The organism is Streptomyces sp. 2P-4 (assembly GCF_030167965.1).
GTDB classification, from domain to species: Bacteria; Actinomycetota; Actinomycetes; order Streptomycetales; family Streptomycetaceae; genus Streptomyces; species Streptomyces globosus_A.
In genome coordinates, this window is record NZ_CP095011.1 from 1999467 (window position 1) to 2013418 (window position 13952).

A 13952-nucleotide genomic window follows, 5' to 3' on the forward strand; every position below is an offset into this window, starting at 1 on the left:
CGGGGGCCGGATGCCGGGGCTGGATGCCGGGGGTGTGGCCGGGGGTCAGGCGCCGATGGCGACGGTGGGCTCGCCGGAGGCGACGCCGTCCTTCTCCATCTGCTCGGCGATCTTCATGGCCTCTTCGATGAGGGTCTCCACGATCTTGGATTCGGGGACCGTCTTGATGACCTCGCCCTTGACGAAGATCTGGCCCTTGCCGTTGCCGGAGGCGACGCCGAGGTCGGCCTCGCGGGCCTCGCCGGGGCCGTTGACGACGCAGCCCATGACGGCGACGCGCAGCGGGACCTCCATGCCGGTGAGGCCGGCGGTGACCTCCTCGGCCAGCTTGTAGACGTCCACCTGGGCGCGGCCGCAGGAGGGGCAGGAGACGATCTCCAGGCGGCGCGGCTTGAGGTTCAGCGACTCCAGGATCTGGCGGCCGACCTTGACCTCCTCGACCGGCGGGGCGGAGAGGGAGACGCGGATGGTGTCGCCGATGCCCTCGGAGAGGAGGGCGCCGAAGGCGACGGCCGACTTGATGGTGCCCTGGAAGGCGGGGCCGGCCTCGGTGACGCCGAGGTGCAGCGGGTAGTCGCACTGGGCGGCCAGCTGGCGGTAGGCGTTGACCATGACGACCGGGTCGTTGTGCTTGACCGAGATCTTGATGTCGCGGAAGCCGTGCTCCTCGAAGAGGGAGGCCTCCCACAGCGCGGACTCGACGAGCGCCTCGGGGGTGGCCTTGCCGTACTTCTGGAGCAGGCGGCGGTCGAGGGAGCCGGCGTTGACGCCGATGCGGATCGGGGTGCCGGCGTCGCCGGCGGCCTTGGCGATCTCCTTGACCTTGTCGTCGAACTGCTTGATGTTGCCCGGGTTCACGCGGACGGCGGCGCAGCCGGCGTCGATCGCGGCGAAGACGTACTTGGGCTGGAAGTGGATGTCGGCGATCACGGGGATCTGCGACTTCCTCGCGATGACGGCGAGGGCGTCGGCGTCGTCCTGCGTCGGGCAGGCGACGCGGACGATCTCGCAGCCGGACGCGGTCAGCTCGGCGATCTGCTGGAGGGTGGCGCCGATGTCGGACGTGCGGGTGGTGGTCATGGACTGCACCGAGATGGGCGCGTCACCGCCGACGGCCACCGTGCCGACCTGGATCTTGCGGCTGACCCTGCGGTCGGCGAGCTTCGTCGGCACGGACGGCATTCCGAGAGAGATGGCAGTCATCTGCTGTGCAACCCCAAGGTGTGGATCGAGGTCCCGAGATCGGCGGGCTCCGGTCTTCGAGATTACGCCAACGAGGGGGCGGCCCCCGCATCCGAGGGCCGGAGACACCCGAACGCGGGGAGCCGGGCACGCTTCGTGCCCGGCTCCTCACGGTCGGCGTCCGTACGCGCGTACGGCCACAGGCGCGTACGTGCGGGTCAGGTGATGCGGATGGGGTTCACGACGTCGGCGACGAGCACCAGCAGCGTGAAGCAGACGAAGACGCCGGCGACGACGTACGCGGCGGGCATCAGCTTCGCCACGTCGAACGGGCCGGGGTCGGGGCGGCGGAAGAGGCGGGCCGTGTTCCGCCGGAGGGACTCCCACAGGGCGCCGGCGATGTGCCCGCCGTCCAGCGGGAGCAGCGGGAGCATGTTGAACAGGAAGAGCGAGAGGTTGAAGTAGCCGACGAGGCCGAGGAAGAAGACCAGCCGCTGCTCGGCGGGGATGTCGAGGGTGGCGATCTCGCCGCTGATGCGGGCGGCGCCGACGATGCCCATCGGGGAGTCGGCCTCGCGCTCGCCGCCGTCGAAAGCGGCGTTCCACAGGGCCGGGATCTTGCCGGGCAGGGCGAGCAGGCCGTCGACGCTGCGGGCGACCTCCTGGCCCATGTGCTCGACGGACTCGCCGAATCCGAGGGCCGCGGTCTCGTTCTTCGGGCTGAAGCCGAGCCAGCCCGCGGTGACGTACTGGCCCTTGACGTAGCCGCCGTGGCCGTCGGTCTTGGCGACCTTGTTCTCGATGAGGGTGACGGGCAGCGCCAGGCGCTGCCCGCCCCGCTCGACGGTGACGGTGGCGGGGCCGATGGTCTCGCGGATGCGCTGCTGCAGCACCGACCAGTCGGAGACGGCGCGGCCGTTGAAGGCGACGATCCGGTCCTCGGGGAGCAGGCCGGCGGCCTTCGCGGGGGCGACCGGGTCGCCCTCCTTGCAGACGTCCCGCCTCTCGCTCTGCTGGATGACGCAGGGCGAGACGGAGGCGACCTCGGTGGTGGTGCGGTTGATCCCGAAGGTCATCCAGACGCCGAAGAAGACCGCGATCGCGAGCACCAGGTTCATGAACGGGCCGGCGAACATGACGATCACGCGCTTCCACGGCTTGCGCGTGTAGAAGAGCCGCGTCTCGTCGCCCGGCTGGAGCTCCTCGTAGGCGGCGGAGCGGGCGTCCTCGATCATCGAGCGGACGGGCGAGGTCGAGCGGGAGCTGATCCTGCCGTCCTCCCCGGGCGGGAACATCCCGATCATGCGGATGTAGCCGCCCATCGGGATGGCCTTGATGCCGTACTCCGTCTCGCCCTTGTGCCGGGACCAGATGGTCGGCCCGAAGCCGACCATGTACTGGGGCACGCGGATGCCGAAGAGCTTGGCCGTGGAGAGGTGGCCGAGCTCGTGCCAGGCGATGGAGACGAGCAGCCCGACCACGAAGACCAGTATGCCGAGCACCGTCATGAGTGCTGTCATGCGCGCGCCTCCACGGCGGCTCCGGCCGCCATCTCCCGTGCCCGGGCCCTGGCCCAGGTCTCCGCTTCAAGGACGTCCGCGACGGTGAGGGAAGTTCCCGCGTCCGGCGTCCCGTGCTCATCGACCACGGCAGAGACCGTATCCATGATTGCGGTGAACGGCAGCCGACCGGCCAGGAAGGCGTCCACGCACTCCTCGTTCGCCGCATTGAAGACGGCGGGTGCGGTGGAGCCGAGGGTGCCCACGTGCCGGGCGAGGTCCACGGCGGGGAACGCCTCGGTGTCGAGCGGGAAGAACTCCCAGGTGGAAGCCTTGGTCCAGTCGAAGGCGGGGGCGGCGTCGGGGACGCGCTGCGGCCAGCCGAGGCCGATCGCGATGGGGCCGCGCATGTCCGGCGGGGTGGCCTGGGCGAGGGTGGAGCCGTCGGAGAACTCCACCATCGAGTGGACGTAGGACTGCGGGTGGACGACGACCTCGATGCGGTCGAAGGGGATGTCGTAGAGCAGGTGCGCCTCGATGACCTCCAGCCCCTTGTTGACCAGGGTCGCCGAGTTGACGGTGATGACCGGGCCCATCGCCCAGGTGGGGTGCGCGAGGGCGTCCTCGACGGTGACGGAGGCCAGTTCGGCGCGGGTGCGGCCGCGGAACGGGCCGCCGGAGGCGGTCACGACGAGCTTGCGGACGTCGGCCCGGGTGCCGGCGGCGAGGGCCTGGAAGAGGGCCGCGTGCTCGGAGTCGACGGGGATGATCTGGCCGGGCTGCGCGAGCTCCTTGACCAGCGGCCCGCCGACGATCAGCGACTCCTTGTTGGCCAGGGCGAGGGTGCGGCCCGCCCGGAGCGCTGCCAGGGTCGGCGCGAGGCCGATGGAGCCGGTGATGCCGTTGAGGACGGTGTGGCACTCGGAGGCGGCGATCTCGGTCGCCGCGTCCGGCCCGGCGAGGATCTCGGGCAGCGGCTCGGACGCGCCGTACTGCTCGCTCAGCGCCTCCTTCAGGGCCGGTACGGCGTCCTCGCGGGCCACGGCCACCGCTGTGACGCGCAGCCGCCGGGCCTGCTCGGCGAGCAGCCCGGTGCGCCCGCCGGCGGCCGACAGCGCGGTCACCCGGAACCGGTCCGGGTTGCGCAGGGCGAGGTCGATGGCCTGGGTCCCGATGGACCCGGTGGAGCCGAGGATGACGATGTCCCGTCGGCCGTCCGCGGCGTCGTAGAGGAGGTGCGGATCGGCAAGGGGGGCTGGACTGTCGCTCATCCCCCCATTGTCGCGTCACGTCAGGAGCGGTGGGACACGCCCTCCCGGTAGTCGCCGCTGACGACCGCGGCGAGCAGCTCGGGCAGCGTCCCCGCGAAGTCGGGCAGGGCGCGGGCGGTGTCCCACCAGGCGCCGGGGTCGGTGCCGAGCGCGGCGTCGAGGAGGCGTTCGGCCTCGGCGCGGGCGGCGAGGAAGGCGCGGGGGCGGTCGTGCCGGTCGGGGCCGTCCACCTCGCCGAGCCAGTGGTCCTCGTCCAGGGCCCAGGCGGCGGGGGCCTTGTGGCGGATGACGTCGGCGCCGGTGAGGAGGCCGCGGTCGAGGCAGGCGCGCACCCAGCGGACGTCCTCGCGGAGGTCGCCCATGGCGTTGGGGACGGCGAGGCTGGCCAGGGCAAGCTCGCGGTGGACGCCGCCGCCTGCCGGGGGCGGGCCGGGGGCGAGGTCGGCGACGGCCTCCGCGAGCCCGGGTATGTCCTCCGGCGGGCGCGGACCGGCGGCGTCCGCGCCGGGGGCGGCGTCCGCGGCGGTGCCGGCGGCGACGGCGGCCGCCAGCTCGGGCAGGGTGCCCGGGAAGGCGGGGGCGTGGCGCTCCAACTCGGCCCACAGGCGCGGGTCGTCGCCGAGGTGCGGGCGCAGGGCGCGCGTCAGGGCGGCGCGCATGCCGGCCTGCTCGGCGAGGTTCCAGCCGAGCCGGCCGGCGGTGTGGGCGCGGCCGAGGAGCAGCGTGCGGTGTGCGGGGGCGACGGCGGCGGCGAGCTCGTCGAAGGTGACGATTCCGGCGCGGAGGGCGCGGACGGCGGGCCGGTGCCAGTCGGGGCCGTACGCGGGGGCCGCGCGGGTGTCGAGGAGGGCGAGGGCGGTGGCGGCGTCCAGGCCGCCGGCGAGCAGGAGGGCCTCGACGGAGCCGGGCGGCAGCGGCGCGCGGGCGTGCTCGCGCAGCAGCAGCGCGGGCGCGGGCGGGCGCCCGCCCAGCCGCAGGACGTCCAGCGGGATCCGGGGCCGGCGGCTGCCGTGCCGGCGCAGCAGGGCGACCGTCTCGGCGTCGGAGAGCGGAGGGTGCGGGGGCCGTCCGAGTTCGGAGCGGAAGGTCGCCAGGAGCGCGGGGGCGGGGGCGGGGCGGGCTGCGTAGCGGGCGGGCCCGGGCAGGCCCGGCAGGGGGCGGCCCAGGACGTGCGGGTTGCGGGCGACGGTGCGGCGGTCCTCCTCGCTGCCGCCGCGCAGCAGCAGGGTGACCGCGGAGGCCGGGAGGCGCTCGTCGCGGCACAGGAAGCGGCGCGCGGGCGCGTCGAGGCGCGCCCACAGGGCCGGGGCGACCGCGTCCGGTGCGTGGCGCAGCAGGAGCGCCACGCACCAGGCGAGCCGCCGGCTCTCCCTGTCCGCGGTGTCGGCGTTCACATGCATCCGATTCCCCCTCGCCGGTGGTGTACGCCTGCTGCGGCGTCCGGCGATGATCGCAGGTCAGCGGAAGGGGCGGTGCACGTTCTCGCGGGCGGAGGGGCCGGGGGCGGCGTCGGCGATCCAGGGGCCGTCGCCGGAGGGGTCGTACGCGCCGTCCTCCAGCCAGGTGTAGGTGCCGGAGAGGACTCCGGCGACGACCTTGCGGTCGAGGTCGTCGGTGTTGCTCCACAGGCGGCCGAAGAGCTCCTCGACACGGATGCGGGACTGCCGGCAGAAGGCGTCGGCGAGCTGGTAGGCCTCGCGGCCGTGCTCGCCGCTGGCGCGCAGGTGCTCGGCGCGGACGCAGGCCGCGCTCATCGCGAACAGCTCGGCGCCGATGTCGACGACGCGGCCGAGGAAGCCCTGCTTGGTCTCCATGCGGCCCTGCCAGCGGGACATGGCGTAGAAGGTGGAGCGGGCGAGCTTGCGGGCGCTGCGCTCGACGTAGCGCAGGTGGGTGGCGAGGTCGGGGTGGCCGGAGGGGTGGAACTCCCGGTAGGTGCCGGGGACCTGTCCGGCTCCGGCGGCGAGCCGGGGCAGCCAGCGGGCGTAGAAGCCGGCGGCACGGGCGCCGGCCCTGGCCTTGTCGCCGAGGTCCTTGTCGGGGTCGATGAGGTCGCCGGCGACGGAGAGGTGGGCGTCGACGGCCTCGCGGGCGATGAGGAGGTGCATGATCTCGGTGGATCCCTCGAAGATCCGGTTGATGCGCAGGTCCCGCAGCATCTGCTCGGCGGGGACGGCGCGCTCGCCGCGCGCGGCGAGGGAGTCGGCGGTCTCGAAGCCGCGGCCGCCGCGGATCTGGACCAGCTCGTCGGCCATGAGGCAGGCCATCTCGGAGCCGTAGAGCTTGGCGAGGGCGGCCTCGATGCGGATGTCGTTGCGGTCCTCGTCGGCCATCTGGGAGGCGAGGTCGACGACGGCCTCCAGCGCGAAGGTGGTCGCGGCCATGAAGGCGATCTTGGAGCCGACGGCCTCGTGGCGGCCGACGGGCCGGCCCCACTGCTCGCGTACGCCGGACCACTCGCGGGCGATCTTCAGGCACCACTTGCCGGCGCCGACGCACATGGCGGGCAGGGACAGCCGCCCGGTGTTGAGGGTGGTCAGCGCGATCTTCAGGCCGGAGCCCTCGGCCCCGATGCGGTTGGCGGCGGGCACGCGGACCCGGTGGAAGCGGGTGACGCCGTTCTCCAGGCCTCGCAGGCCCATGAACGCGTTGCGGTGCTCGACGGTGATGCCGGGCGAGTCGGCCTCGACGACGAACGCGGTGATGCCGCCGCGGTGGTTCTCCGACTTCGGGACGCGGGCCATGACGACGAGCAGGTCGGCGACGACGCCGTTGGTGGTCCACAGCTTCACGCCGTCGAGGACGTAGGCGTCGTCCCCGTCGGGGACGGCGGTGGTGGCCAGGCGCGCCGGGTCGGAGCCGACGTCGGGCTCGGTGAGGAGGAACGCGCTGATCGCGGTGGTGGCGCAGCGCGGCAGGAAGGCCTCCTTCTGCTCCTGGGTGCCGAACATCTTGAGCGGCTGGGGCACGCCGATGGACTGGTGCGCGGAGAGCAGCGCGCCGATCGCGGGGCTGGCGGTGCCGACGAGGGCGAGGGCCTTGTTGTAGTACACCTGGGTCAGGCCGAGGCCCCCGTACTTGGGGTCGATCTTCATGCCGAGCGCGCCGATCTCCTTGAGGCCGCGGACGGTCTCGTCGGGGATCTTCGCCTCGCGCTCGATGCGGGCGCCGTCGATGCGGGTCTCGCAGAAGGTCCGCAGCCGGGCGAGGAACGCCTCGCCGCGCCTGACGTCCTCGTCGGCGGGCTGCGGGTGCGGATGGATCAGGTCGAGGCGGAACCTGCCGAGGAAGAGCTCCTTGGCGAAGCTCGGTTTGCGCCAGTCCTGTTCCCTGGCCGCCTCCGCGACCTGCCTGGCCTCGCGCTCGGTCACCTTGGGCTGTGCGGGCTGTGTTGCGGACATGCGGGGGCTCACCTCGCCGCCGAAGTGGGGACGCTACCGGTGGGTGCTATCTGTGAGTCGTACCCCCGCAAGCCCCGGGGGAAAAGCCGGGACGGGCCACCCGGGCGAATCCCCCCGCCAAACGGCCGCCTCCCACCGCCCCGCAGGAGCCGAGGCCCGCTCCCGCCCGTGTGCCCGCGGGATCTGCGGACCGAGCCGCCGGGGGACCGGACCGCCCGCGACCGTTCCGGGCGGGGGCCGCCTCCCGTGGCCGAAAAACAGTCGGCGGGCAGGCGGGGCACTTGCCGACGACATGTCCCGGGTGTGAGCATGCGCCGCGCCCTCCAACGGCGGACAGGTGCGGCGGGCCGAGGGGCCCGCCGGCCGGCCGCCCCCCACCCGTTGGGTCCGCCCCAGACCACCGAACGAGGAGTGCCCGACCGATGCTCGCCGCGATATCCGGGAAGTTCCGCGCCCTGCTGGCCACCGCCGGCGCCGCCGCCCTCATGACGGGCACGCTCGCCCTCGCCCCCGCGGCGTCCGCCGCGCCGGTGCCCGGCGGGGCCGCGAGCGCCGCCGCGGGCGGCTTCTGGTCCTGCAACGTGCCGCCCGGCTACGTCTACACCACGACCACGTCGACCTACAGCTGCCACACCAGCGGCCTGCGCACCACGATGTTCTACGTCGAGAAGCCCGCCGACGGCATGTGGGCCTGCACGGAGGCTCCCGGGTTCACCTACGACACCACGCAGTCCACCTACAGCTGCAACATCAACGGGCTGCGCACCACCAAGTTCCACCTGCGCACCCCGAAGAGCGGGCTGTGGGCGTGCAAGGTCCCCCAGGGCTTCACCTACACCACCACGCAGTGGACGTACAGCTGCGACATCAACGGGCTCCGCACCACCCAGTTCTACCTGCGGGCCGTCTGAGCGGCCGGCACCGGGGACGGAACGCCGGGACCCGGCCGCCTCCGCGCGGAAGAGGGCGAAAGGGGGACGGCCGGAGCCCCCGCACAGTGGGCTCCGGCCGCCGGTTCTCGGGAGGCGTCAGAGGGCCAGGTTCGTCAGGACCAGGACGCGCTCGTACGTGTAGTCGTCCATCGCGTAGCGGACGCCCTCGCGGCCGACGCCGGACTGCTTGACGCCGCCGTACGGCATCTGGTCGGCGCGGTAGGACGGGGCGTCGCCGATGACCACGCCGCCGACCTCCAGCTCGCGGTGGGCGCGGAAGGCGGTCTGGACGTCGCGGGTGAAGACGCCGGTCTGGAGGCCGAACTTCGAGTCGTTGACCTTGGCGAAGGCCTCGTCGGTGTTCTCGACGCGGTGCAGGGTCAGGACCGGGCCGAAGACCTCCTCGCAGGCGAGGGTCACGCCGTCGGGCAGGTCGGCGAGGACGGTCGGCTCGTACGAGGCGCCCTCGCGCTTGCCGCCGGTGAGCAGCTTCGCGCCGGCGGCGACGGCCTCGTCGACCCAGGACTCGACGCGCTTGGCGGCGTCCTCGGAGACGAGCGGGCCGACGTCGGTGGCGTCGTCGGACGGATCGCCGGTGACCTGCGCCTGGACCTGGGCGACGACCTTCTCGACAAGGCGGTCGTACACGGAGGCGTCGGCGATGACGCGCTGCACGGAGATGCAGGACTGGCCGGCCTGGTAGTTCGAGAAGGTCGCGATGCGGGTCGCGGCCCAGTCGAGGTCGGCGTCGGAGGACCAGTCGGCGAGGACGACGGCGGCGGCGTTGCCGCCGAGCTCCAGGGTGCAGTGCTTGTGCGGCACGGACTGCTGGATGGCGTAGCCGACCTTGTCGGAGCCGGTGAAGGAGATGACGGGCAGGCGGTCGTCCTGGACCAGCGCCGGCATCTTGTCGTTGGCGACGGGCAGCACCGACCAGGAGCCGGCCGGCAGGTCGGTCTCGGCGAGGAGCTCGCCGAGGATCAGGCCGGAGAGCGGCGTGGCCGGGGCCGGCTTGAGGATGATCGGCGCGCCGACGGCGATGGCCGGGGCGACCTTGTGGGCGCACAGGTTCAGCGGGAAGTTGAACGGGGCGATGCCGAGGACCGGGCCCTTGACGAAGCGGCGGGTCAGGGCCAGGCGGCCGGTGCCGCCGGCGTCGGTGTCGAGGCGCTGGGCCTCGCCGCCGTTGAAGCGGCGGGCCTCCTCGGCGGCGAAGCGGAAGACGGATACCGCACGGCCGACCTCGCCGCGCGCCCACTTGACGGGCTTGCCGTTCTCGGCGGAGATCAGCTGGGCGATCTCCTCGGTCCGCTCGGCGAGGCGCTTCGAGACGTGGTCCAGGGCCGCGGCCCGGACGTGGGCGGGGGTCGCGGAGAACTCCGCCGTCACGGCGTACGCCGCGGCCACGGCCTCTTCGACCTGTGCGTCGGTGGGGACGCTGACGGTGCCGACGAGGCGGCCGTCCCACGGGTTGTGGACGTCGAAGCTGTCCTCGCCGGTGGCCTGGCGGCCGGCGAGCCAGAAGGCGTGGGTGGAAGTCATGCGAATCCCGGCCCTTCGGATGTGTGCGGATCCTTGTCCACACCACCGTAGGTGTCGGGGCCCGATCAGCGGCTTGTCCGCGGTGGAGTACCCGGCTGCCGCGGCACGCCGCTTTGTCGGTGTTCCGGCGGGCCGGCCCTACGCGGGGGTGGAGCCGGCCTTGAGGGCGAGCCACAGCTCCATGCGGACGTCCGGGTCGTCGAGGGAGCGGCCGAGGATCTCCTCGACGCGCCGCATCCGGTAGCGCAGGGTGTGCCGGTGCACGCCGAGGTCGGCGGCGGCCGCGTCCCACTGCCCGTGCCGGGAGAGCCAGGCATGCAGGGAGGCGACGAGGTCGCCGCGGCCCTTCTCGTCGTGTTCGCGCAGGGCCCGCAGGGTGCCGTCGGCGAAGGCCCGTACGGCTTCGTCGGCGAGCAGCGGCAGCACCGACCCGGCGGCGAGGTCCTCGTGCTCCACCAGGGGGCGGCCGCGCCGCCGGGCGACGGCCAGTGCCTGGTCGGCCTGCTTGAGGGCGGCCGCGACGGTTGCGGCGCCGGCGGGCGCGGACAGCCCGACCACCAGCTCGTCGGGTTCGGGGCCGGCGGAGTCCCGCCCGCGCCGGGCTTCGAGCGCCTCGGCGTGCCCGGTGCAGGCCTGTACGGCGGCCCCGCCGTCGGCGGCGAGGACGGTGAGGCGGCCGGGCTCGGGCACCAGCAGCAGCGACTCGCCGGCGCGGGCGGCAGCGGACTCCACGGTGTCGGCGAGGAGGGCCAGCCCCTCGGGCCGGGCCGTGCCGGGCAGGGCCGGCTCGGCGACGACGATCCGGAACGGCGCGTCCAGCAGCGTCCCGTACAGGTCGCCGGCGACGGTGCGGGCGTGGTCCGCCTCCCCGGCCAGCAGCATCCGCAGCACGGCGGCGCCCAGCCGGGACTCGGCGTCGTGCAGGGACCGGGACCGCTCGGTGGTCAGGGTCAGCAGGGCGACGGCCGAGTGGACGGCGTACCGCTCGGCCGTGCCCAGCGGGGCGCCGGTGCCGACGGCCAGCGCGCCGCGGGCCCGGCGGCCCGTGCCGAGCGACTGGAGTTCGACGCGGTCCTCCGCGCCGCCCACGACGGCGCTGGCCGGGGCGGGGCGCTCGCGCAGCCGCTCCACGTCGGGGGTGAGCCGGGCGGCGCGCCGGGCGGCCCACTCGGGTGCGGCGGCGACGACGGCGCCCGAGGTGTCGTACAGGGCGGCCCAGCCGTGGACGTGCGCGGCGAGGCGGGCCAGCAGCTCGGCGGGCCCGTCCGCGGTGAGGGCGGCCCGGGTCAGCTCGCGCTGCGCTTCGAAGCCGGCGGTGACGGCCCGGTACTGGTCGGCGGCGAGGGCCGCGGAGACCGCCTTGCTGATGGCGAGGAAGGGGGTCCTGCGCGGCACCTCCAGCAGCGGCAGGTCCTCGGCGCGGGCGGCGTCGACGAGCGCCTGCGGGATCTCCTCGTGGTTCACGCCGACGGCGAAGCCGATGCCGACGACGCCGGCCGCGGCGAGGCGGCGGACGTAGCGGCGCATCTCCTGCGGGTCCGCTGCGTCGAGCTTCATGGCCGTGGTCAGCAGCAGCTCCCCGCCCTCCATGTAGGGGACGGGGTCGGCGAGCTCGCTGACGTGCGCCCAGCGCACGGGCGTGTCCAGGCGCCCCTCCCCGGCCCGGACGCCGAGCTTGAGCGCCGAGTGCTGGACGAGGGAGGCGAGGGTGAGCGGCATCGGGTTCCAGGCAGTGGGGGCGGCGGGGAGGCGGTCGCGCCGCCGGGGTGCGGGGCGGGGCCGCCGCGGGGCGCGGGATTTCGCCGCGCCGTATGAACGGCCCTTCTGATTCTGCCACCCCGTACGGGTCCGCTCAGCCCGTTCCCTCCAGCCTCACCAGCAGCGGGGCCGCCCGCTCCCCGCGGACCGTGGTCAGCGAGAGCACGGCGTGGCCGGGCGGGACGGAGTGCGCGAGGTCGGAGGCGGACCAGCGCTCCCGCTCCACCTGCCGGACGGTGACGGCGTCCGTCGTGACGGCCTTGCCGGTGACGAGCTTGCGGAAGGCGTGCACGGCGCGGGTCAGCGGCTGGTCGGCGAAGACGGTGCGGTGGGTGACGTCGCGGGCCTCCACCCATTCGGTGCCCCACGCCTCGGCGAAGCGCCTGCCGTCCCAGGTGGTGACGCCGGAGAAGGCCATCCGGCAGCCGACGGCCCCGAGCAGCGGCGTCCGCAGCGCCTCGGGGACGTCGTCGAGGGTGCGCAGCGCCAGCAGGACGCCGGCGTTGGCGGTGCGCAGCCGCTGGAGGCTCCGCACGCTCTGCGGGGTCAGGGTGTGGGAGGCGTCGTCGAGGGCGAGGAACGCGAACAGCGACCGGTCGGTGCGGGCCGCCGCGCAGGCGGAGAACTGGGCCAGGACCAGGCGGGCGAGGATGCGGGAGGCGTCGGCGTGCCCGCGCTCGGGCAGGTCGATGCGGACGCGCAGCGGGTGCTCCAGGCTGCGCAGCGAGAAGGGCCGGCTGCGGCCGCCGGTGTCGAAGAACCCGTCGAAGGCGGGCCGGTCCAGCAGCGCCACGCGGTCGGCGAGGGCAGGGCCGGGGTCGCCGGGGGTGCCGTGCTGGCGGTCGCGGGCGTCGAGCTCGCGGATCATGGCCTGGGCTCCGGCTGCTTCGAGGGCGGAGCGCAGGGCGTCGAGGCGGGCGGGCACCCGGTCCAGCAGTTCGCGCAGCTCGGGCACGGCCGGGAAGCGGCCGTACGCGGTCCGGAAGGGGCCGAGGAGCTGGGCGAGGGCGGTGGCGGCGCGGCGGACCTCCATGCCGGGGACGTCGCCGGTGAAGGCCTCGGCGAGCAGCCCGGCGGCCTCGTCGGGGTCGGTGGTGCCCCCGTACAGGTCGAGGTCGTGGACGGAGGCGGGGTCGCCGATCCGGACGACCACGTCGAAGCCGTCGTCCGGGCCCAGCCGGGTGCCTGCGGCGGCGACGGCGACGACGGCGGCCTGGCCGGCGAGGGCCTGGAGGGCGAGGGACTCCACGACGGGCCGGACGAGCAGGGCGGTCTTCCCGGCTCCGGAGGGGCCGACGGCGAGCAGCGAGGTGCCCAGCACGGCGGGGTCGAGGGCGAGCCGCGTCCCGCGCCGGGCGTACGGGTTGCGGGTGCCGGGGTCGGCGGTGCCGAGCAGGACCTGCCGGGCGAGGAGGTCGTGGCGGGCGGCGCGCACGGGCAGGTCGCGGGCCCCGGAGGGGTGCAGGCAGGCGGCGGCGCCCTTGCCGCGGACGGCTCCGGCGAAGGCGGTGGCGCGCGCGGGGTCGGCGCGTACGGAGTCCCAGGCGCGCCGGATCCGGGCGTGGTCGACGTCGTTCATGCGGCCGGAGGCCGCCTCGGCGGCGAGCAGGTCGGCGAGGTCGCCGAGGCCGGCCCGGCGCAGCTCGGGCCAGCCGGCGGGGTCGTCGGGGCTGCCGGGTGCGGGCCGGTCGGGGAGCCGGGTCCCCTCGGCGCGGGCGGCGCCGCCGGTGAGGAGGCGGCGGGCCAGTTCGGGCCAGCGGCCGAGCCGGCCGAAGCCGACGGCCAGCATCAGGGCGACCGCGGTGTACCAGGTGTAGGCGGCGACGACGGCCGGCATGGTGCCGGCCCAGGAGTCGGGCGTGAACATGTAGAGCGGCCAGAGCCAGAAGCCGCCCAGGTAGCCGTTCCAGAGCAGGGACCACAGCAGCAGTCCGGCGAGGAGGGAGATCAGGGCGCCGGAGACGAGCTGGCGGGTCGGGGTGCGCTCCGGCTCCTCGGCGGGTCGGGGCACGTGCCCGTACGCCCACACCCCGGGGCCGTCGGAGACGCGCGGGGTGCGCAGCCAGTCCGCGAGGGCGGGGCCGCCGCCGGGGGCGTGCGCGGGCCGGGGCGGCGCCGCGGGCGGGGCGGCGGGCGGGCCGGCGGGCCTGGGCACCTGCCCGCCCGGGGCGTGGCCGGTGTGCGGCGCCTGTCGCTCGCCGGTGCCGTGCGGCGTGCCGTCGGTGTCCATCGAAACCCCTGCCCCCTGCCCGTTTCCCTGCGCTGCGCCGCTCAATGTAGTTGCCCGGCGGCGGCCGCGGGCCGGTACCGGCCGGTGTCGCGGCGCGGTTCCGGCGCCGTGCGCCGCCTCCCTCCTATGGCCGCTGC

9 protein-coding genes are annotated in these 13952 nt (G+C 74.8%); 1 reads left to right on the forward strand and 8 read right to left on the reverse strand.

Going from position 1 to position 13952, the window contains the following annotated elements; genetic code table 11:
* Positions 1 to 45: 45 nt before the first annotated feature.
* The 5 genes from ispG to MUK52_RS08285 all read right to left on the reverse strand — a co-directional run bounded on the left by ispG (position 46) and on the right by MUK52_RS08285 (position 7353).
* Positions 46 to 1203: a flavodoxin-dependent (E)-4-hydroxy-3-methylbut-2-enyl-diphosphate synthase gene (gene ispG / locus MUK52_RS08265; RefSeq protein ID WP_284575369.1), complete on the reverse strand. Its 1158-nt coding sequence runs from the start codon at positions 1201 to 1203 to the stop codon at positions 46 to 48.
* Between the two features lie 197 nt (positions 1204 to 1400).
* Positions 1401 to 2702 (reverse strand): M50 family metallopeptidase, encoded by a 1302-nt coding sequence (locus MUK52_RS08270; RefSeq protein WP_114054426.1) that lies wholly within the window; start codon positions 2700 to 2702, stop codon positions 1401 to 1403.
* The gene (dxr, locus tag MUK52_RS08275) at positions 2699 to 3952 is read right to left on the reverse strand and encodes a 1-deoxy-D-xylulose-5-phosphate reductoisomerase (protein ID WP_114054425.1); all 1254 of its coding nucleotides are present in this window, start codon (positions 3950 to 3952) and stop codon (positions 2699 to 2701) included. The genes MUK52_RS08270 and dxr overlap by 4 nt, the downstream gene beginning before the upstream one ends.
* Positions 3953 to 3972: 20 nt before the next feature.
* Positions 3973 to 5352, reverse strand: a complete 1380-nt coding sequence (locus MUK52_RS08280; RefSeq protein WP_162793129.1) for a hypothetical protein — start codon at positions 5350 to 5352, stop codon at positions 3973 to 3975.
* Between the two features lie 57 nt (positions 5353 to 5409).
* On the reverse strand, positions 5410 to 7353 hold the full coding sequence (locus MUK52_RS08285) for an acyl-CoA dehydrogenase family protein (RefSeq protein ID WP_284575372.1): 1944 nt from the start codon (positions 7351 to 7353) through the stop codon (positions 5410 to 5412).
* 422 nt (positions 7354 to 7775) lie between these two features.
* Between MUK52_RS08285 and MUK52_RS08290 the strand changes: the two genes are divergently transcribed.
* Positions 7776 to 8264, forward strand: a complete 489-nt coding sequence (locus MUK52_RS08290) for a hypothetical protein (protein WP_284575373.1) — start codon at positions 7776 to 7778, stop codon at positions 8262 to 8264.
* A gap of 117 nt (positions 8265 to 8381) precedes the next feature.
* Here the strand turns inward: MUK52_RS08290 and MUK52_RS08295 are convergent, their stop codons facing one another.
* The 3 genes from MUK52_RS08295 to MUK52_RS08305 form a co-directional block, all read right to left on the reverse strand.
* Positions 8382 to 9827, reverse strand: a complete 1446-nt coding sequence (locus MUK52_RS08295) for an aldehyde dehydrogenase family protein (RefSeq protein WP_114054416.1) — start codon at positions 9825 to 9827, stop codon at positions 8382 to 8384.
* A gap of 138 nt (positions 9828 to 9965) precedes the next feature.
* Positions 9966 to 11546 carry a PucR family transcriptional regulator gene (locus MUK52_RS08300; protein WP_114054415.1) on the reverse strand — a complete coding sequence of 527 codons (1581 nt, stop codon included), beginning with the start codon at positions 11544 to 11546 and terminating at the stop codon, positions 9966 to 9968.
* 133 nt (positions 11547 to 11679) lie between these two features.
* On the reverse strand, positions 11680 to 13815 hold the full coding sequence (locus MUK52_RS08305; protein ID WP_284575374.1) for an ATP-binding protein: 2136 nt from the start codon (positions 13813 to 13815) through the stop codon (positions 11680 to 11682).
* Positions 13816 to 13952: the final 137 nt, after the last annotated feature.

Bases quoted from the DNA above. Each gene is read 5' to 3' on its own strand.
- ispG (WP_284575369.1), bottom strand. From the start codon at position 1,203: ATGACTGCCATCTCTCTCGGAATGCCGTCCGTGCCGACGAAGCTCGCC.
- MUK52_RS08270 (WP_114054426.1), bottom strand. From the start codon at position 2,702: ATGACAGCACTCATGACGGTGCTCGGCATACTGGTCTTCGTGGTCGGG.
- dxr (WP_114054425.1), bottom strand. From the start codon at position 3,952: ATGAGCGACAGTCCAGCCCCCCTTGCCGATCCGCACCTCCTCTACGAC.
- MUK52_RS08280 (WP_162793129.1), bottom strand. From the start codon at position 5,352: ATGCATGTGAACGCCGACACCGCGGACAGGGAGAGCCGGCGGCTCGCC.
- MUK52_RS08285 (WP_284575372.1), bottom strand. From the start codon at position 7,353: ATGTCCGCAACACAGCCCGCACAGCCCAAGGTGACCGAGCGCGAGGCC.
- MUK52_RS08290 (WP_284575373.1), top strand. From the start codon at position 7,776: ATGCTCGCCGCGATATCCGGGAAGTTCCGCGCCCTGCTGGCCACCGCC.
- MUK52_RS08295 (WP_114054416.1), bottom strand. From the start codon at position 9,827: ATGACTTCCACCCACGCCTTCTGGCTCGCCGGCCGCCAGGCCACCGGC.
- MUK52_RS08300 (WP_114054415.1), bottom strand. From the start codon at position 11,546: ATGCCGCTCACCCTCGCCTCCCTCGTCCAGCACTCGGCGCTCAAGCTC.
- MUK52_RS08305 (WP_284575374.1), bottom strand. From the start codon at position 13,815: ATGGACACCGACGGCACGCCGCACGGCACCGGCGAGCGACAGGCGCCG.